The sequence below is a fragment of the Glaciimonas sp. GNP009 genome, assembly GCF_054343755.1.
Genome location: NZ_JBTGUV010000004.1, coordinates 318,262 through 339,715, shown reverse-complemented (window position 1 = coordinate 339,715; position 21,454 = coordinate 318,262). Strand labels below are relative to the sequence as shown.

The following is a 21,454-nucleotide window of genomic DNA, read 5'->3' as shown; positions in this document are numbered from 1 at the left end:
GAAAAATTATGGAATCATCGGCAGTTTTTCAATTATTGTCCTACATCATCGATGAGGGTGACGCAAAAGACGTGCTCAATCATGTCTATGTCATCCCCACGCTGACAAATCGCCCGGCGCTCGGTACTGTTGACCGCGCGTCGATTGCACAGACGCTCGCTCTGGTCCTGTTCCATGACTTATTGAGGCGTGTACCTGCTGCCAAACGATACGTCTATGAATTCAAGAGCGAGGACACAAAAATTGTATTGGATCATGGTGCAGCGCGTACCGTCTTAATTGACGGAATCGACGGGTTTCCTTCGGGCGAAGCTGCGTTGACGCGGCTCTTGATTCCGTTGGGTTATCAGCTTAACGGAGAATATCCTCTACCGCGCCTGAAGATGATGGGGCGCTCATATGCGCACCAGGATTTCCCCGAGGACATCCCGCAATTTTTTATTAGTGAGATATTTACCGACCAGCTTTCTGATGAATGCCAACAAGCGGTCTACAGAACGATCGCTACAAGTCGTGATCCGGTCACATCCGCTCTTCAAGGTACTCTGGATCGACTGGAAAGAGATATGTCGCTGCCCTTTCATGACGCAGCCAATGTCGTATTAGGCATTGCTGCCTGCTTTGGTCGTCAACACGAGCTGCCCTGCATCGAGGATTATCGTACGATCGTCGCGGAATCGGCGGAGATGGGTTGGATTACGACTGAAGGAAATGCCTTTAACCATGCTACTGCGCGGGTCGGCAATTTGTATGAGCTGCATGCTTCCTTGAAAGCCGCTGGCTTTTCAATCAAGCCGGAAGTGGAAGTATCGAAGAACGGCAGGGTTCGCCAGACGGCCTTTCTTGCGGATTCAGTATCAAGACGGTTCAAAGGTGCTGTCAGCAGTTTCGAGCAAATTGATGTGCCTGGTTCGTTCTATGAATTCATTGAACGCGACCAGATAGTTCATGGAGACGGCGATGAAAAGCTCGATTTAAGCTTCGATAGCAATAATGCGACCGCTATTTTCAAGATGACGGCATAACCACGGGCCTCAATAGTCAACCATGATTCCACGACTTTTAGAATCGTTGCCGGTAGAGTCTATCTACCTCGACTTCATTTCAGAGCTTCAAGTGCGCGGGTTTGAAGGAGAGGTTAGTGCCCGCTTCGCGGACCGTACAGTGTTTTCCACGGATAACTCGATCTATCAGCGCTTGCCAAATCTGGTCGTATTTCCTAAAACCGTGGATGATGTCGTGCGTATTACCAGCTCATCGGCAGATCCTCGGTTTTCTGCGTTAGCGCTTACGCCGCGAGGTGGTGGCACGGGTACGAACGGGCAAGCCCTGAGCGATGGCATCGTAGTAGATATCTCACGCAACATGAACCGCATACTTGAGATAAACGTGGCAGAACGCTGGGTTCGTGTTGAAGCGGGTGTTGTTAAAGACCAGTTGAATGCGGCATTAAAACCGCACGGCCTTTTCTTTGCTCCAGAGTTGTCCACCTCGAACCGCGCTACGATTGGCGGCATGATCAGCACTGATGCCAGTGGCCAGGGATCTTGTCTGTATGGAAAAACAAGAAATCATGTGCTTGAATTGTCGACAGTGCTGCTTGACGGCACGCTGTGGCATTCGCGGGCGCTGAGGCCGACTGAACTGGAGATATTGAAGTGTCGCACCGACAGAGTGGGAGCAATACATCGGGTGATCGATGCGATCTACCGTAACAAGAAAGATCTCATTGCTTCCATTTTCCCAAAACTGAATCGCTGTTTGACCGGCTATGACCTTGCGCACATCAGGGATGAAAACGGACTATTTAACCTCAATAATATTCTTTGTGGCTCTGAAGGTACGCTCGGTATGGTGGTGGAAGCCAAGCTCAATGTCTTGCCGATACCCCGATGCAGTGCGTTGGTTAACATCCGTTATAAAACTTTCGATAACGCATTGCGTGATGCTCCGAATTTGATGGCACTTAGTGCTTCATCAATCGAAACCATTGATTCCAAGGTGTTGGGACTGGCAAGACAGGATGTTATCTGGCTGGGCGTTAAGGATTTTTTTCCTGAAGATGAAGTGCCGGCGATGGGAATCAATCTGGTCGAATTCCTTGCAGACTCCGTAGAAGAATTAAATGTAATACTCAATCGTGTCGAAGCTTATTTTCAGGACGATACGCGCAGCACAGGCAGATGCGGATTTACGATGGCGAAGGACAACGCTTCTGTGGAGCGTATCTGGGGAATGAGAAAAAAGGCGGTAGGTCTGCTTGGAAACACGAAGGGTGAAAAGCGACCTATACCGTTTGTAGAAGATACAGTCGTTCCACCGGAACATCTTGCCGATTACATTGCGGAATTCCGTGCTTTGTTAGATAGCCATAAGGTGGACTACGGTATGTTTGGTCATGTCGACGCAGGAGTACTGCACGTTCGGCCGTTCATAGATATGAAGGACCTTCAGCAGGAAAAACTGATCAGGCTGATCTCTGAAGAGGTTGTCGTGTTGACGAAGAAGTATAAGGGTCTATTGTGGGGAGAACACGGGAAGGGAATTCGCTCAGAATTTTCACCGGATTTTTTTGGACCACTTTACGCGTGTCTTCAGGAGATCAAGGCTGTTTTCGATCCCGAAAATCGCCTTAATCCAGGCAAAATCGTCGCGCCTGATGATGCCCGGCTACTGCGGATAGATTCGGTCCCGACACGTGGGCAATTGGATCGGGTTGTACCCCCGCACGTCCGCGCGGCTTTTACGGAGGCGCTTCATTGCAATGGCAACGGCGCATGTTTCAATTACAACCAGGACGACGCGATGTGCCCCTCCTGGAAAGCGACGCGTGACCGCAGGCATTCTCCAAAGGGAAGGGCGTCATTGCTGCGGGAGTGGTTGCGCCAGCTTGCTATGCACGGTGTCGATCCTTTGGCAGAAACTGCAAGACTTCGTAAAGAGAGCGTGATCGCCAAGCTACCAATTCGACTCGCCAACTCCGTTACGAAACGATTTGGACGCTACGATTTCTCGAATGAGGTTTTTGAAGCCATGGACGGGTGCCTGGCATGCAAATCATGCGCCGGGCAATGTCCTGTCAAGGTGGATGTCCCGGAATTCAGGGCCAAGTTTCTTGAACTATATTACAGCCGCTACCTAAGATCGCCAAAAGATTATCTTATTGCTTCACTGGAGAGCATGCTGCCGGCTGTCTCAAAGATTTCGACGCTTTACAACGCACTAATTGGGAGTCGCGTTGGTAGGAAAGTATTGCGTGTATTCAATTTGGTGGAGACGCCGGTCTTGACTGGTATCGACTTGCAAACAGAATTACGGCGTAGGGGTTTTTCCAACGCAATAGCCAGTGATCTGAACCAACTGTCTCCCCTCGAAAAATCCAAATCTGTTATTGTTGTTCAAGACGCGTTTACCAGTTATTTTGAGACGCGACTTGTACTCGATCTATTTGAGCTTCTCCGCGAGCTTGGATTCACACCATTTCTCGCTCCCTATGCCGAGAATGGCAAGCCACTGCACGTAAATGGGTTCTTAAAGCGCTTTCAGCGTGTAGCAGCACGTACTGCGGATAAACTCGTCCAGCTTGAAAAGAGTGGAATTAATCTGGTGGGAATCGATCCTTCGATGACACTTGCATATCGTGCGGAGTACGTAAAAGTACTGGGAGAAAATGCCGGGCCTTCCGTGCAGCTGGTGCAGGAATGGTTAGCAAATCATGTCGCCGATTTGAGAAGAGTTCCCGCGACGCGATCTCCCGATTTTTTTCTGCTTCCACACTGCAGCGAAAAAACTAACGTTCCTTCAGCGATCACAGACTGGCAAAAGGTTTTTGAAGCGTTGGGTCTGCGGCTAGAAATCAAAGCAAGCGGTTGTTGCGGAATGGCCGGCACATATGGCCATGAAGCTAAAAAAAGATCTATTTCTGAAACGATTTATGGTCAAAGCTGGGGACCCATCGTACGCGCTCAAAAAAAGGATGAGGTGTTGCTGGCAACGGGTTATTCGTGCAGATGTCAGGCTAAGCTTATCGATGGGATTGAAATTCAACATCCTGTGACAGCACTATTAACATTTTTCTCAGCCCGGTGATTGTTGTCGTGATCTAATAAAAACAGACAGCTCAATAGGAGATGACGCAACTATTGAGCGACATTTAAAATATGACAGGGAAATGCAGAGCGTTTGAGCCTGGTTTAAAGCTGGAAGAGACTGAGCAAGCGTACACGAAGCACCAACCGTTTCAGTGGTCGATGAATCAAGCGATATCAGAGGTCTGCACCAAACTCTTTGCACGCCTGCGACTAATTCCACTTTTGGCCTATGTCTGGCCTAAGTTTTCTAAGTCATGCTCTGGGTTATATCCATTCGGTTTCGGAGCGTACCTTGAATACTCTTGCCACACGATCAACATCCCATTGGGCTAATAAAGTGCCAGCCGTCACGCTAATTTTCTGGGTGATCAAAGTGATGTCTACGACGGTGGGCGAGACTGCCGCCGATTATCTTAATGTCGATCTGCATTTTGGATTAATCGGCACGTCCGTTTGTACGGGAGTATTGCTTGCCATCGCGTTGGCTTTGCAAATTCGCGCAAAGCGTTATATCCCTTCGCTATATTGGGCAGCCGTCGTATTAATTAGCGTATTTGGCACACTCGTTACCGATAACCTGAGTGATAACTTCGGAGTGCCGTTGGCTGTCTCGACCGGCGCATTCAGCGCGGTACTGATCGCGACGTTTGCCGTGTGGTATTTCAAAGAGAAAACGCTATCGATTCATTCCATTAATACCGTTAAACGTGAGTTTTTTTACTGGACGGCTATTTTATTCACGTTTGCTTTAGGCACTGCCGCAGGTGACTGGATCGCTGAAGGTTTGAGGCTTGGTTATCCTAAAGCGACGCTATTATTCGGCACACTTATTGCTGTTGTAGCGCTGGCCCGTTACGCTTTCAAAGCCAACGCTGTTGCATGCTTCTGGATCGTTTTTATACTCACTCGTCCGTTTGGCGCATCTTGCGGCGATCTGTTATCTCAGCCAATAGTAAATGGCGGTCTTGGTTTGGGAACGGCTGGCATCAGTGCCTTATTTTTAGTGATCATTACGAGTTTGGTGATCTATCTGTCGATCTCCCGGAATAACGACATAATTGGCAAACTTAATAAGGATCAGACGCATGGTTAACCCACTAAATAATACTAATTCACATACCTTAAGTAAGGTTCCTGAGGTGACTTTAGTTTTCTGGATTATAAAAATAGCCGCGACCACACTTGGGGAAACCGGTGGCGATGCGGTGTCCATGTCGATGAATCTTGGTTATCTTGTCGGAACGATTATTTTTGCGGCTGTATTTTTGATTGCTGTAACCGCTCAGATTAAGGCAAAGAGCTTTCACCCATTTCTCTACTGGATAACGATTATTGCTACGACAACGGTCGGCACGACGTTGGCAGATTTTGCTGACCGTTCGCTTGGAGTTGGATATGCAGGCGGATCATCCTTATTATTTGCGTTATTGATCGCTTCGCTGTTTTTCTGGTACCGCACGTTTGGGTCTGTATCGGTCAACGCCATCAGTTCTCCAAAAGCCGAGATGTTTTATTGGGTGACTATTATGTTTTCTCAAACGCTAGGAACTGCGCTTGGTGACTGGACGGCAGATACGGCAGGATTCGGCTACGGCGGGGCTGCGTTAATATTCTCCGGTCTGCTGGCGCTTGTTGTCGCGGCATACTACGGGACAAAAATAAGTCGCACCATCTTGTTCTGGGCAGCATTTATTTTGACACGTCCACTTGGCGCTGTGGTCGGTGATTTTTTGGATAAGCCGCTCCATGCCGGTGGTTTGGCTTTAAGCCGCTACACGGCGTCGGCTTCGTTGTTCGCTTTCATGCTGATCGCAATGTTGGTTTTTCAGCAAAGACCGGCTAAAAGGGCGCACTAATCGGGGCGCTAGAATGGATCGTCATGCGTTATGACAAATCATTCTCATGTTTCATTTTTTATGGATACGCTCGGCTTCGGCGCTTTCGACAGAATAAAAGTTAACTTATTTCATGACCGGGCATTAGGCAAAAAAAGTCTCGGCTACAAAACGTAGTCGAGACTTTTTTAATTCAAATAAGAACCAAATTATTCAGCTTACTTGTTGTTAGCCAACAAACTCAATGCCTTCGCAACACCAGCGCCGTACGCAGGATCAGCTTTGGTGCAATTGCCAATATGACGCGCCTGAATTTCTTTAGATGCACCACCAACAGAACGTGCTGTGTTATCGAACAACACCTGCTGTTGAGCTGGCGTCATTAATTGAAACAATGCCCGCGGTTGGGAATAATAATCGTCATCAACGCGATGATTCCAATGATCCGCTGCACCTTCTAGTGCCAATGGCGGTTCGGAGAAATCTGGCTGCTCTTGCCATGCGCCTTTGCTGTTTGGCTCATAGCCGATTGTGCTACCAGCGTTACTATCGACGCGCATAGAACCATCACGGTGATAGCTATTGACCGGACATCTTGGCGCGTTCACCGGAATCTGGTGGTGATTGACGCCCAGGCGATAGCGTTGCGCATCGCCGTAAGAGAATAAACGGCCTTGCAGCATTTTGTCTGGCGAGAAGCTGATACCCGGCACAACGTTGGCCGGAGAAAACGCCGCTTGCTCAACATCGGCAAAATAGTTCTCTGGATTGCGATTCAATTCCATCACGCCGACTTCAATCAGCGGATAGTCCTTACGTGGCCATACCTTGGTCAGATCGAAAGGGTTAATGTGATAAGTACCAGCATCTTTTTCCGGCATGATCTGAACAAATAATTTCCAGGTAGGGAAATCTTTTTTGTCGATACTTTCGAGTAAATCGCGCTGTGCGCTTTCGCGATCGTTACCGACTAATTCAGACGCTTCGGCGTCGGTCATGTTCTCAATGCCCTGCATCGTCTTGAATGTGAATTTGACCCAATTACGTTCATTTTTTGCATTGATAAAACTGAAGGTGTGGCTGCCGAAACCATGCATATGGCGATATGACCTTGGCAGTCCACGGTCACTCATCACAATGGTCACCTGATGCAGTGCTTCAGGCAGCAAGGTCCAGAAGTCCCAATTATTATCAGCGCTACGCATGTTGGTTTTTGGATCGCGCTTGACAGCACGATTCAAGTCAGGAAACTTCATCGGATCGCGCAAAAAGAACACAGGCGTGTTATTGCCGACCAAATCCCAGTTACCTTCTTCCGTATAAAACTTCAACGAGAAACCGCGGATATCGCGTTCTGCATCAGCCGCACCGCGTTCGCCTGCCACGGTCGAGAAGCGTGCAAACATCTCAGTTTTTTTGCCGACTTCAGAGAAGATCTTTGCTTTCGTGTACTGCGTAATGTCATGCGTGACGGTAAATGTGCCGAAAGCGCCCGATCCCTTAGCATGCATACGGCGCTCAGGGATGACTTCACGGTCAAAATGGGCAAGTTTTTCGAGAAACCATACGTCTTGCAATAGAGCAGGACCACGTGGACCAGCCGTCTGGATATTTTGATTGTCCGGTACTGGTGCGCCGGCTGCAGTTGTAAGCTTATTCATACGATTCCTTTTAATGTTCGGGAAGAGTGAAGCCTCTGAAACAGAGTATTGCAGAAATTTAATGATAGTAAAAATTAATTTATTTTACTAACTCAATAGTTTTTATGATTTTAGTTATTTTTTGACTAAGGGCATTTCACGAGGAAAACGGGATCGCTTCCTCAAAGCCTTAATGGTGGACATTTTGGTAATAGATGTCACTAGTGCATCAGTGCCCAAAGTAAATGTTTCCGCTTGGTACCAATAATGTACATCATCCGGGAGGAATATGTAGCGCACTGGGGGCCAACTTCTATACCGATTTTGTGGGCTCGGCATCTGGCTTACACGAATTGGCCCGTGTGGGTAATAAATCTTAATAAAGTTATAGAAAAGTCTCTCTTATTTTGAGCGTTATCTGATATCTATTGGAGGTTATTGCTTTGTAGAATGATGTCATTGAATCATTTTCAAAAAGGCAATCTTGAAACAATACGCCATCATTCCCAGCATTGCTTACCTTCAACGGCCTGCTGCCTTTAGCTTAACGGCAAGCTTGTTATTCACCTTTAGTATTGTGGTCTTTGGTTCCCAGACGGCGCAAGCGGAGGCACTTCAAACTTCCTCTACAGAAGAGCAACGGCGTCGCAGTCAGGCCGAAGCCCTATCACGTCAGCGCGCCTTGCAACTTCCCAAAGTTGACCTGGACGCGTTAGCGCCCTTTGTCTCTGGCGCTGTGGAAAATAATAATGACCCGAACCTATTGTCGCTGCCGGTAGAGTCGCCGTGTTTCACAGTTGCGCAATTTGTACTTCGCGTTCCGCAATCGCTTTCACCCGTTATGCAATTGGCTGGCGCGAGTAATTTATTGTTTGACCCGTTCCATTTTGCGCATGATTATCTGCGCCGTTACGCTGGCGCATGCCTTGGCAAAGACGGTGTGAACCTGATTGTAGAACGTTTGACCAACCGAATTCTGCAGCAAGGCTATAGCACAACCCGTATCGGCATTCCGGTCCAAGATTTATCCACTGGAACTCTTACCCTCGCCTTGGTGCCGGGCCTTATTCGAACGTTGCGTTTTTCTGATCCGGCGACTTATGGAACCGTCAGAAATGCTTTTCCTACCAGCCCGGGGCGGCTGCTTAATTTGCGCGATCTGGAACAGGGACTGGAACAGATGAAGCGCGTCCCAAGTCAGGATGTGACGTTGGAAATCGTACCCGGTGACGTCTCCGGTGAAAGCGACGTTGTCATCGCTGTTGATCGTGACAAGTCGTGGAAATTAAGCGCACACATGGACGATAGTGGCGCGCAGGGCACTGGCAAATTGCAAACGGGCTTCAACCTTGGCGTCGACAATCCATTAGGCTTAAGCGATATGGTGAACATCGGCATCAATACCGATGCCGATCGCAAATCAGGGCAGCACGGCACCAGCGGCAATAGCCTTTATTATGCCGTTCCGGTTGGGTACTGGCGTTACGCGCTCAGTGCCAGCAGCCTTGACTATCATCAGCAAATTGCAGGCGCTTATCAGAACTTCGTGTCAGCTGGGAAGTCGCGTAATTTGGAATTTAACGTGACGCAGTTATTTCAGCGAAATCAGTTCCAAAAAAATAGCTGGCAATTTAAAGTCGGCAAACGTTGGAGTCATACCTATATCGACGCCACCGAAATCGACGGTCAAAAGCGTAATACCACCTTTGCTGAACTAGCCTGGGTACACCAGCACTATTTCGGCAATGCCCAACTTGATCTGACTTTCGCCAACCGCTGGGGCGTGTCATGGTTTAACGGTCAGGCAGACGAGGATTGGCGTAGCGATAGCGATCCTACGTTCCGTTATTCACTGCAAAGTATCGACGCCACTTTGGTTGTGCCTTTCAGTATTGCGCTGCAACCGTTGACATACATCGGCACGTTACGTGCTCAAAATACGCGTTCCCCGTTGTATATGACAGACCAACTGTCGCTCGGCAATCGCTATACCGTACGCGGTTTTGACGGCGAGTTGACCCTGGCGGGTGAACGCGGTTTCTTCTTCCGTAATGAACTCGATATTCCGCTGACGCAGAGCGGCCAGTCGGCTTATCTCGGCATCGATGTTGGCAAGGTATTCGGCCCGAGCGTGCAGTATCTGTTGGGCGACAAGATGGTCGGGGCCACTGTCGGTTTGCGTGGCGGCTATCGGGGGATCAGTGTCGATCTTTTCTCCAGTTGGCCGCTTTATAAGCCCGCAGGTTTTGTCACTGCGACGCCAGCGGTTGGTTTCAATCTCAGCTATCAATATTAAAAAAGGCGTTCGCATGTCGTCCGGTACAAAACGTCACTGGATCATTTCGCGCACGCTTCAACACCTTGACCGACATTTTTTCTCTGGTCATGCTTTTCCTGAATCGGATACTTTATGAACAAACAAGCCTACCGCATCATCTTTAATCACGCTCGTGGCGAACGCATGGTCGTTGCAGAGAATGTGTCGGGAGGCGGTGGAAAGTCCAAACGATCTTCCGGTCCGGTTCGGGTAACTCAGTGGTCTGGTTTGCGCTTTATTCCTTTGAGCCTGATCATTGCTGCTTTATTTGGAAGCGTCACCGTGGTGCAGGCCCAGATTATCGCCGACCCTAACGCTGGTGCGCACCGTCCCACGGTCGACCAGACCGCCAACGGGCGGCCACTAGTCCAGATCACCGCGCCGAACGCATCAGGACTCAGTCACAATCAATACCGCCAGTTCGATGTCAATAATCACGGGGCGATTCTCAATAATGCACGCGGTATTACCGGTACTCAGCAAGGCGGTTTGGTCGATGGCAATCCTGCATTACGCCGTGGCAGTGCGCGCATTATTCTTAATGAAGTACGCGGTGGTGGACGTAGCCAACTGTCGGGTTTTACCGAAGTTGCCGGTCAGCGCGCCGAGGTAATTATCGCCAATCCGAACGGGATCACGTGCAGTGGGTGCGGCTTCATCAACACGACGCGCGGCGTGCTGACCACTGGCACGCCGATGTTTGGTGGCGATAGTAGTTTGCAGGCATTTCGCGTCACCGGTGGCGATATCCGCATTGATGATTTGCAGGGTACAAATACCAGTCAGCTTGATCTTATAAGCCGTAGTGTTCAGGTGAACGGGCAATTATGGGCTGACCGCCTCAACGTCGTCGCGGGTACTAATCACGTCAATTATGCCGATCTGGGCGTGCAGGTGATGCAGGGCGATGATCACAAGCCAACCGTCAGTATCGACGTGGCCTTGTTGGGCGGTATGTATGCCAACAAGATCCATTTGATCGGTACCGAAGCCGGTGTCGGCGTGGTCAGCATGGGCACGCTAGCCGCGCAAGCGGGAGATATCAGCATCGACAGCCATGGCAAGATTACGCTTAACGGCCAGACGAATGCCAGCGGTCAGATTACCCTGCGCAGTGATGACGATGTGACCAACACCGGCACGCTGTATGGTCAGCACAGCGTCCACCTCGCCAGTGCCGGTAACGTCAGCAATACCGGCACACTAGCGGCCCAACATGATATGACGATCCACGCAACCAGTCTTGATTCGACTGGCATTCTAGCTGCGGGGATTGACGCTAATGGCCACGCTACGCTAGCTGGAAATCTCCATCTAAGCGCCAGCGGGATGCTATCGGCGACCGGTCAGAACAGCGCTGGCACCAACATCGCCATGAGCGGTGGCAGCTTGTATTTGGCGAATGCACAAACCAGTGCCGCGGGCAACATCACGCTGACCGCCAGTGCCGGTGATATCGATCACACGGGCGGCAATCTGCAATCAAGCGGTGTGGCAACGCTGAGCGCCACTGGTGCGCTGATCAACGACCACGGTGTTTTTAGTAGTGGGCAATGGCGCAGTCAATCGGCGCGCCTCTCCAATCGGGGCGGCACGCTTACCCAGTCGGGCGCTGGTGAGGGAACCCTCGCCACCATCAGCACGAACGCGGACATTGATAACAGCGGCGGCGTACTATCATTCAATGCCGACCACCTCACACTGCAAGCCGGTAGTCTGCGTAACGATGCTGGTACGATTCAGCATGCCGGTTCAGGCGTCATGCGCCTAGATAGCGGCGCATTGCGCAACGTCAACGGCAGCATCGGCAGCAATGGGCAACTGACACTCACCGCAGCCGGTATCGATAATCGGGGTGGCATGCTGTTTGCACAAGGGCGCACCCGCATCACCACCACCCAAGGCGGGTTTGACAACCGCGCTGGCTATCTCGGCGGTAGTCAGTTGGCACTCCACATAGCCGCACAACTGAACAATACCGCTGGCAAGATTGAAGCCACCCAAAATGGTCTTAACATTACCGCGCAGAGTCTGCAAAACGCGGGCGGTACTCTCCAAAGCCTGGCTCAGGGAACAGGTTCGGCGGCCCTGTCACTTTGGGTGACGCAAGGTATTGACAATGGCATCGCCAACAATACTGGCGGCTTTATCGGCAGCGCCGGAATGCTCGATCTGCATGCCGCTAACTTCGATAACAGCGGTGGTACGTTGTACGCCAACGACGACTTGACGTTGGTAGTAGATGGTGGCGGAGCCGACGATGCCGACGCGCAAATCACCGGCCAAGTCGACAATACCGATGGCGTCATCCAAAGTGGCGGCAACGTCAACGTCCAGACTAGCGGCGGGCTTACCAACCGGAATGGCCGTATCGAAGCCAACGGCAGCGCCGCCACACTGCGCATAGCGAGTAGTAATCTGGATAATAGCGCCGGACGCATCGCCAACAGCGGAACCGGAGCGACGCAGATCGATGGTAGCGACCAAATTATCAATGCCCATGCCGGTACTATCGGCGGCAATGGCGACGTGATACTCACTAGCGCACATCTCGATAACAGCGCGGACGGCCAAATCGTCGCGGCTGGCAACCTGACCCTCGCCACGCGGGGGCTGTTCAATAACAATGCCGGTTCCGTCTACGCAGGCCGCGACCTGCGCGTAAGTGATAGCCATCACAACACCGCCTTGACCAACATTGGGGGCCAACTCGGCGCGGCTGACACGATCGCGCTTGCCGTTGCTAGTCTCGATAATAGCGCTGGCGTGATCGCCAACACGGGCGGTAACAAGGCAAAAGAAGGGTCAACCAGTGACATTCTGTTGTCCACCAGCGGAAGCCTGACCAATAACGGCGGGACCATCGCAAGCGGGCGTGATGTGACAATTGATGCGGCGACCCTGACCGGCGAAGGCACGCTCATTGCAGGACAGGACGCGACATTACATTTGCAGAGCGATTACCGTCATACCGCAGGCAATACGTTTCTGGTCAATCGTGATCTGACACTGACCACGACCGGTACGCTGACAAATAGTGGTGATATCACCGCAGTACGCCACTTGCACCTGCGTGCTGACATGATCGACAACCAGCACAACGGCCTGATCAACAGTGGCGAGGGCAGCGCCATCCTGCACGCAGTCCACACTCTCCACAATACCGGACGTATTTACGGCAACGATATCGTGATCGGCGCGCACACGCTGATCAATGCGTCGGACCCCAGCAGCCAGCAGGCCGGTGTAATTGCCTCGCGTAATACGTTGCAGATCGGCGCTGACACGATCATCAATCGTGAGCACGCTTTACTTCAGAGCATGGGCGACATGGTGCTGGGCGGCGGACTCGATGCCGATGGGCACGTCACTGGCAACGCCACAGTAATCCGCAACAGCTCCGCCACCATCGACGCCGGTGGCGCTTTAAGTCTTTCCACCGCCGCATTGATCAATGAAAATAATCACTTCAGCACCGGTTTGCAGAACGATCCCGCGTTGACCCGTCACGTTACAGAATACCGCTCCTGGAACAGCGACATCTGGTATCGCGCCGATCAGATCAGTTTGACCGAAACGGGTAAAGGCGGCATCGTGCTGGTGGTCCCGGGTGGTGCGCGTTTTGAGAAGTTCTACAAGCGCGACTACCAACAGACCGTGCAGCACACAGTGGTAACGCATAGCGATCCCGGCATGATCACGTCCGGCGGCAATATGCTGTTATCTGGCACGATTATCAACGATAAAAGCACCATCATTGCCGGTGGTACGCTCAGTGGCAATGCCGAAGCGATCCACAATCTTGGCGCAGCCGGAGAAATCCGTACCACGCAGACGATGACCGCCGGCCAAAACTACTATCATTGGGTCAGCGGCAGCCATCACGACAACCACTATCAGTACGACAATGACGGAGCCGCCTACGATGTCGTTCTGCCTTCGGTGCCGCTGGCGTTAGCGGTATGGACCCAACAAGATCATACGCAACCGGTAACTGGTCCCAACCATGCCGTTGGCAACGGCGTTGATAGCGGTGATGTCCCCCTCATCGACGGCAGCGAGTTAGACGCTAATGCCGCCGATAAGACACTCGACGACGGCGCACGCCATACAGTGGGCACGGCTACTACGCCGCTACCCAATTTGGTGCTACCCAACAATGGTTTGTTTATTGTCCATCCACAACCGGGGCAGCCGTATCTGATTGAAACCGATCCGGCGTTTACCAACTACAAACAATTTATTTCCAGCGACTATCTTTTGCGTCGCCTCTCATTTGATCCGCAACGGCTGCAAAAGCGCTTGGGTGATGGCTATTATGAGCAGAAGCTGATCAACGACCAGATCGCCGAACTGACCGGCAAGCGTTTTCTAGGTGACTACACTAACAACGAAACCCAATATCAGGCCTTGATGGAGGCCGGAGTCGCCAGCGCTGATGCCTTCCAGCTGACACCCGGCATTGCATTAAGCGCCGCACAAATGGCCGCGCTCACTACCGACATGGTGTGGCTGGTCAGTCAAACAGTTACCTTGGCAGATGGCAGTCAGACCCAGGTATTGGCGCCCGTGGTCTACCTCAGTCGCGCGAGCGCTGGCGACATTGCGCCCACTGGCAGCCTGATCGCCGCCCACGATATCGACCTGACGGTAAACGGCAGTCTCAACAACGGCGGCACGCTGCAAGCGGCAAATAATCTGGTCGTCCATGCCGCCGACATCGCTAATAGCGGCAAGCTACGCAGTACCGGAAAAACCGGCAGCACATTATTAATTGCCCAAAATGACATCCTTAACAGCGGCGGCAGCATCAGCGGTCACCGCGTCGGACTTCTCGCCGGTCACGATGTCACGCTGCGTACAGACACCACAACCAGCAACAGCAAAAACGGCACGACGATCGGCATAGGAAGCATCGCCAGCATCACTGCCGATCAACTATCGATACAAGCCGGACGTGACATTAATCTGGTAGCGGCTACGCTCAACACAACCGGCGACGCGGCACTGGTAGCTGGTCGTGACCTGAACCTCGATACCGTCACCACGCAAGCCACCAGCAATGTCCGTTACAACGATCAAAATCACCTCAATGAACGTCAGACGCAAGTCAATGGCAGCGCGATCAATGCGGGTGGTAATCTGGCCTTGATTGCCGGTCAGGATATTCACGCCAGCGCCGCCACCGTCAATGCTGCGGATCAATTGACTGCCGTTGCAGGACGTGATATCACGATCGGTACGGGGCAACAAAGCGGCAGTCTCGATCAGGCCATCCACACCACATCCAAAGGCCTGTTGTCGTCTTCCAGTAGCCGTTCGCAAGCGAATGCCCAGACCACAGAGGCGATCGGCAGCAGCTTCACCGGCAAGACAATTGCCATGCAATCAGGGCGCGACACCACCATCCACGGCAGTCAGATGATCGCCGAGAACGATCTGACCTTGAATGCAGGACGCGATGTCAACATCACCAGTGCGCAACAAACCAGCCAAAACAGTTTCTCTGCCGAGGAAACCAGCAACGGCCTCTCTGCCAACTTCATGTCAGGACTTAGTTATAGCAAGACTGCGCAGGATCAGGCCCAGACCGATACAAGCATCTATCAGATTGGCAGCGATATCAGCGGCGCCAATGTACATATCAACAGTGGGCGCGATACCACCATCACCGCCAGCGCGATTACCGCCGATCAGGATATCAGCATCGGCGCTGGACGTAACATCAACGTACTCGCCGCTGCCAACACGCAAACGTCCGATACCAGCAGTCACAGCAGCGGCACCAGAATGGATATCACAGGCGGAGCTAATGCGCGCTTCACTAATTACGGCACCAACAGTGCACTACAAAATAGCAGTGCAGACACGACCGATTACAGCACCAGCCTGCTATCGGCCAATGGCGGCAATCTCAACCTGCAAGCAGGTCTGGATTCGCAATACCGCGGCACAGGGCAAGGCAATGTCACCACACAAGGCGCGGAACTGTTGGCAAAAGACACGCTCAACATTGGCGGCAATGCCGTCGATTTGCAAGCAGTGCACAACAACAGCATCAGTCAATATCATGCAGAAAGCCACAGCGTGACCTTAGGCAGCAGTTTAACCGGCAGCATAGGTGGTGCGGTCACGCGTATCGGTGACATGGTGGCCGAACGTCAACACACCAGCAATCATCGTCTCAAAGGTGCACTTGCCCTCAAAGCCGGTTATGACGCCTACAAGCTGTCGGCGGCATTGCCGGGATTGGCCGATGCCGCTAATGGCAGCATTCATGCGACTCAAGATGTACTCGCCAAAAAACCGCCTGATCCGGATGCGAAGGGTGAGGGTTTTGGCGTCAGCGTCAGTCTGGGTGTAGGTCAAAGCAAGCAGGACAGCAAGAACAGGGCAACGCAAGCGCGTGGCACGACAGCGCAAGCCAGCACAATCAACATTACCAGTCGCGAGGGTGATATCCGTATGGAAGGCGCTAAACTACAAGCACACGACATCAGCCTCGACGCGGCTCGCAATATTCATCTGATAGCCGCCACCAACACCACCGATGTGCAATCGACCAACAGTGGCAGCAACGTGGGACTTGGGGCTACGCTCGGTTCCAACGGTCAGCAAACCGGACTCAGCTTTCAGATCGGGGCGTCTGCTTCCAAAGGGCACACTAACGGTCATGAGACCACCTACGACAATACCCAGATCAGCGCCACCAATCACCTCCGCGTTAAAAGTGGCGGCGATCTGAATATGATCGGTGCGCAACTGGCGGGCAACAAAGTCAATCTCGACATTGGCGGCAATCTCAACATCTTGACGCAACAGGACATCAGCAACTTTGACAGCAAACAAGAAAATGGCGGCTTCAGTCTCAGTCTATGTATTCCACCCATTTGCGTCGGCGTGCTGGCTAGTGGCGGTGTCAGTTACGCACGCCAAACGGTAGACCACAACTATCGCAGTGCAGTCGGACAAAGCGGCATCGCCGCTGGAAAGGGCGGCTTTGACATCAACGTCAAAGGCAATACCGACCTGACCGGTGCTGCCATCACCAGCCAAGCCGACGCCGACAAAAACAGTCTGCGCACCGCCAGCCTCACCAGCCGCGATCTCGTCAATACCCAGCACACCGACGCCGAAAGCATCAGTGTGAGCCTCTCCACCGGCAGCATCGCCAGCAACGTGATGGGCAACGTTCTAGGCAATCTTAGCGGTATCGGCATGCCCAAAAACGGCGATGACCGCAGCAACACCAACAGCGTCATCAGCCCCGCCACGGTCACCATCACCGGCAGCGGCGACGCCACCACGGACGCCACCAGCAAAGCCACCGCAACCACACTCACCAAGCGCGACGCGACCACCGCCAATGCAACGCTATCCAATACGCTCACGCTACAACAAGCGCAGGATCTGCAACTACAACAACAGCAAGCACAAGACAATCAGCGCATCGCGGGTCTGGTTGGCGCAGTGCTGACCAACATGGTCGGCGATCTGGCGCAAGGCAAATGGCCAGACGGTTCCCCACAAAAGATCGCCCTACACGGCATCGTCGGCTTGATCGAAGCCAGGATCGGCGGCGGCAGCGCAGCCGCCGGACTTGCGGCTGGCATGATGCATGAAGCGATGGTACCGGTATTAAGTGATTATTTAATTAGTCAGGGTTATGAACCGGGAACACAGGATTTTAATGACATGATGAGTTTGGGTGCATCTTTGGTCGGCGCGGCGTCGGGGGCATTGGCTGGCGGAAGCGTGGGGGATGCGGGGATTGGGGCGAATGTGGGGGTGATTGCTGATGTAAATAATCGGCAGTTGCATCAAGGTGAATATAATTTAGCAAAGAAGAATGCCAAGATAGTTGCCAAGAAACTCGGGATTAGCGAGGAGGAAGCTGAAGGCCGGATCGTAGCCGAAATACTAAGCAATTCTGATGCGGAGACTGCGAATGCTGCCGGTGGCAAACATGACTATGAACTACGCAGCATCATCGGTTGCCAGAACCTGAACTGTGACGGTGACGTCAATGATCCCGAGTATGCGAATCATGATTACAACAGCGAGTTTACTGCTGAAAATCAGGCTGGCTACGACGCCGGGCAAGGACAACTTGGTAAAGGGCAGACTTATAATGATCTGGTGGCCGACAATATTAGAAAAGATCCGATAGGGGCTGCTTTGGCTGGTTTGGGGATGGTCGGATTCGGGCTAGTGACAGGAACTGGACTTCCCGCCCTAGGCATGGCTGGTACGGGTGCTGGGATTGGCATGGGCGTTAATGGGGTAGCTCAATGGATTATGGGTGATTCGTTTGATGGCTGGAGTTTCGCTATGGCGGGTATAACGGGTGCAGCTTCTAGCGGACTGGGCTTTTTACCGGCGATGTTTATTAATACAGGCGGCGCATTAGCGAGATCGGGGATGCAAGGTCGGAATCCGAATGGGTCCATGACCGGCGCTGCCATTGGGACAGCGATTGGTTATCCGATTGGTTCTAAAATTGAAGGCGGTTTGAATAATGTACTTAATCCATGGTATCGACAGGACTGGAAAGATGTTGGGATGGGAGTATCAAAATGGGCACCGAAAACTCCAATTCCTTCTTGGTTCGGGGGAATGATTTCTTCTGGGATGCAAGAAGTCACAGGTAGCGCCGCGCAAAAAGCAGCGGAGGGTAAACAATGAAATCCAAGATCAATTTTGAATTATGTCGTTGGCTTCGTCATGTGATTTTATTTTTTTTAGGAACTGCTGTTGGAATACTAATTGTCGAATTAGTAGCCGCTCCGTTATTGGTTTGGCTGCTTTACGACATCCCCTACCAATTACCCACATGGAATCGGATTGGACGCTGGTCGCTAGGTATTTTATTCATTGGTTTCTTTGCAGGATCCCTAAGCTGGTTTTACGAGAAGCGCAGTTCCGGCCGTTAAATTCACTTCTCTTCTTTATTCATTAAATCAAAAAAATCGACTCCCAATCCCGTTAGATTTAGGTGGGGCTGGAAAGCATTTGTAGGCAGGGCAACGCAAGCGCGTGGCACGACAGCGCAAGCCAGCACAATTAACATTACAAGTCGTGAGGGTGATATCCGCATGGAAGGCGCTAAACTGCAAGCACACGACATCAGCCTTGACGCGGCTCGCAATCTCCACCTGATAGCCGCCACCAACACCACCGATGTGCAATCGACCAACAGTGGCAGCAACGTGGGACTTGGCGCTACGCTCGGTTCCAACGGTCAGCAAACCGGACTCAGCTTTCAGATCGGGGCGTCTGCTTCCAAAGGGCACACTAACGGTCATGAGACCACCTACGACAATACCCAGATCAGCGCCACCAATCACCTCCGCGTCAAAAGTGGCGGCGATCTGAATATGATCGGTGCGCAACTGGCGGGCAACAAAGTCAATCTCGACATTGGTGGCAATCTCAACATCTTGACGCAACAGGACATCAGCAACTTTGACAGCAAACAAGAAAATGGCGGCTTCAGTCTCAGTCTGTGCATTCCACCCATTTGCGTCGGCGTGCTGGCTAGTGGCGGTGTCAGTTACGCACGCCAAACGGTAGACCACAACTATCGCAGTGCAGTCGGACAAAGCGGCATCGCCGCTGGAAAAGGCGGCTTTGACATCAACGTCAAAGGCAATACCGACCTGACCGGTGCAGCGATCACCAGCCAAGCCGAGGCCGATAAAAACAGTCTGCACACCGCCAGCCTCACCAGCCGCGACCTCGTCAATACCCAGCACACCGACGCCGAAAGTATCAGTGTCAGCCTCTCCACCGGCAGCATCGCCAGCAACGTGATGGGCAACGTTCTAGGCAATCTCAGCGGTATCGGCATGCCCAAAAGCGGCGATGACCGCAGCAACACCAACAGCGTCATCAGCCCCGCCACGGTCACCATCACTGGCAGCGGCGACGCCACCACGGACGCCAACAGCAAAGCCACCGCAAACACACTCACCGAGCGCGACGCGACCACCGCCAATGCAACGCTATCCAATACGCTCACGCTACAACAAGCACAGGACCTGCAACTACAACAACAGCAAGCACAAGACAATCAGCGCATCGCGGGTTTGGTTGGCGCAGTGCTGACCAACATGGTCGGCGATCTGGCGCAAGGAAAATGGCCAGACGGTTCCCCACAAAAGATCGCCCTACACGGCATCGTCGGCTTGATCGAAGCCAAGATCGGCGGTGGCAGCGCAGCCGCCGGACTTGCGGCTGGCATGATGCATGAAGCGATGGTGCCGGTATTAAGTGATTATTTAATTAGTCAGGGTTATGAACCTGGAACGCAGGATTTTAATGACATGATGAGTTTGGGTGCATCTTTGGTCGGCGCGGCGTCGGGGGCATTGGCTGGCGGAAGCGTGGGGGATGCGGGGATTGGGGCGAATGTGGGGGTGATTGCTGATGCTAATAATCGGCAAATGCATCCGGCTGAGGTTGACCTGATCAAAAAAAATGCTGAACGATTTGCAAAAGAGTTTTATAAAACAGATAAACCCACGGCAGAACAATTGCAAGGTGCAGTAGCCATGTTAGCCAATACCGCGCAAAATCTGATTGATTACAATCTTGGCTACGACGTGCCTTACTTTAAACAGGCAGAATCTTTTTTACATACGCTGCAATCAGAGTACGCATCCACCGATCCAACACTATCCATCGGGAATGGACAATACCTGTTCTATGCCACCAATGACCAAAAAAATTCACCGTATATCAACAGCGGTTACGTTGATAAAGAAATTGCCGGTGTGATCATTAAAGCGCCGATCAGAAAACCTGAAATACCCGGCGAAAATAATAGCAAACGCGATCCTGCGACCAACTTGCCGTTGGATGAAGAAGGACGCTATGCGCAACAGATTGTAGTCGATGGAAAAATGCATGCGCCGAAATACTTCCCGTGTCCGCGGGCTTCCGCTGGCTGTGGCGGGCAGAATCTGGATATGTCTGACCCGGGGACGGCGGCTTATGTGAAGGCCTTGGATCAGAAGATACTTAATGATATTGGAACTGCGGCGACGGTCGTGGCGATTGTTAATCCAGTGGGCGCTATTGGAAATGCCGCTAGTGTGACTGGAATGTTGGTTACGTTGGCCTCAGCAATTATTGACGATCCGCTAGTAGTGGGAGGTGCGGAAGTAACGTCTCAGGCGGCACAAAAATATATGCAGCTTGTGCTTAAGATTCCCGCAGCTACTGCGATTCGTATTACTGCTGCAATTCAACTTTCTGGAGGATGGGGAGCATTCGCAAAAAGAATGAAGACAGAATCGACAATAAATAAATCGACAAAAGGAGAAAGATAATGTGGATTCGAATTTCGATTTTATCGATGCTTCTTATTGTCTCTATTTTAAATGCATGCCTAAGACGCTGGGAGGAACAATTTGACTTTGTTGGAATTTTAATACTCCAATTAATGGCAATTAGAGAAATATGGGCGTACTTGTTTAATAAAACTATGTGGCTCTGGAATGGTCCCGATATCAAAAACGATAGTCAATCACTTGGAAGAATATTTTTCTGTAGCTTCTATGTTTTATG

Annotated in this window: 9 protein-coding genes; 8 read left to right on the top strand and 1 reads right to left on the bottom strand. The window is 51.8% G+C overall.

Going from position 1 to position 21,454, the window contains the following annotated elements:
• Positions 1-8 precede the first annotated feature (8 nt).
• The 4 genes from ACXX82_RS02560 to ACXX82_RS02545 all read left to right on the top strand — a co-directional run bounded on the left by ACXX82_RS02560 (position 9) and on the right by ACXX82_RS02545 (position 5,947).
• Entirely contained in the window at positions 9-1,025 is a 1,017-nt protein-coding gene (locus tag ACXX82_RS02560) for a 2-oxoadipate dioxygenase/decarboxylase family protein (protein WP_458562344.1), read from the top strand.
• Between the two features lie 22 nt (positions 1,026-1,047).
• Complete coding sequence (gene ydiJ, locus ACXX82_RS02555; RefSeq protein WP_458562343.1) at positions 1,048-4,089, top strand: D-2-hydroxyglutarate dehydrogenase YdiJ; 3,042 nt, start codon at positions 1,048-1,050, stop codon at positions 4,087-4,089.
• Positions 4,090-4,383: 294 nt separating this feature from the next.
• Positions 4,384-5,184: a COG4705 family protein gene (locus ACXX82_RS02550; protein WP_458562342.1), complete on the top strand. Its 801-nt coding sequence runs from the start codon at positions 4,384-4,386 to the stop codon at positions 5,182-5,184.
• On the top strand, positions 5,177-5,947 hold the full coding sequence (locus ACXX82_RS02545) for a COG4705 family protein (RefSeq protein ID WP_322239724.1): 771 nt from the start codon (positions 5,177-5,179) through the stop codon (positions 5,945-5,947). Before ACXX82_RS02550 ends, ACXX82_RS02545 begins: the two co-directional genes overlap by 8 nt.
• Before the next feature lie 197 nt (positions 5,948-6,144).
• On the opposite strand, the gene ACXX82_RS02540 is transcribed toward ACXX82_RS02545, so the two are convergent.
• Entirely contained in the window at positions 6,145-7,587 is a 1,443-nt protein-coding gene (locus ACXX82_RS02540) for a catalase (RefSeq protein ID WP_322239722.1), read from the bottom strand.
• A gap of 463 nt (positions 7,588-8,050) precedes the next feature.
• Here ACXX82_RS02540 and ACXX82_RS02535 point away from each other — a divergent pair, with 463 nt between their 5' ends.
• The 4 genes from ACXX82_RS02535 (at position 8,051) to ACXX82_RS02520 (ending at position 21,216) form a co-directional block, all read left to right on the top strand.
• Complete coding sequence (locus tag ACXX82_RS02535; RefSeq protein WP_322239720.1) at positions 8,051-9,862, top strand: ShlB/FhaC/HecB family hemolysin secretion/activation protein; 1,812 nt, start codon at positions 8,051-8,053, stop codon at positions 9,860-9,862.
• A 114-nt stretch (positions 9,863-9,976) separates the two neighbouring features.
• On the top strand, positions 9,977-18,568 hold the full coding sequence (locus ACXX82_RS02530) for a hemagglutinin repeat-containing protein (protein ID WP_458562341.1): 8,592 nt from the start codon (positions 9,977-9,979) through the stop codon (positions 18,566-18,568).
• Positions 18,565-18,816 carry a hypothetical protein gene (locus tag ACXX82_RS02525; protein ID WP_458562340.1) on the top strand — a complete coding sequence of 84 codons (252 nt, stop codon included), beginning with the start codon at positions 18,565-18,567 and terminating at the stop codon, positions 18,814-18,816. Before ACXX82_RS02530 ends, ACXX82_RS02525 begins: the two co-directional genes overlap by 4 nt.
• A complete protein-coding gene (locus ACXX82_RS02520; protein ID WP_458563949.1) occupies positions 18,817-21,216 on the top strand; it encodes a hemagglutinin repeat-containing protein in 2,400 nt (799 codons plus the stop codon). It begins immediately after the preceding gene.
• The last annotated feature ends 238 nt before the right edge of the window (positions 21,217-21,454 follow it).

Excerpts from the sequence above, each read along its gene's own strand:
- ydiJ (WP_458562343.1), top strand. The coding sequence starts at position 1,048 with ATGATTCCACGACTTTTAGAATCGTTGCCGGTAGAGTCTATCTACCTC.
- ACXX82_RS02525 (WP_458562340.1), top strand. The coding sequence starts at position 18,565 with ATGAAATCCAAGATCAATTTTGAATTATGTCGTTGGCTTCGTCATGTG.
- ACXX82_RS02530 (WP_458562341.1), top strand. The coding sequence starts at position 9,977 with ATGAACAAACAAGCCTACCGCATCATCTTTAATCACGCTCGTGGCGAA.
- ACXX82_RS02560 (WP_458562344.1), top strand. The coding sequence starts at position 9 with ATGGAATCATCGGCAGTTTTTCAATTATTGTCCTACATCATCGATGAG.
- ACXX82_RS02540 (WP_322239722.1), bottom strand. The coding sequence starts at position 7,587 with ATGAATAAGCTTACAACTGCAGCCGGCGCACCAGTACCGGACAATCAA.
- ACXX82_RS02545 (WP_322239724.1), top strand. The coding sequence starts at position 5,177 with ATGGTTAACCCACTAAATAATACTAATTCACATACCTTAAGTAAGGTT.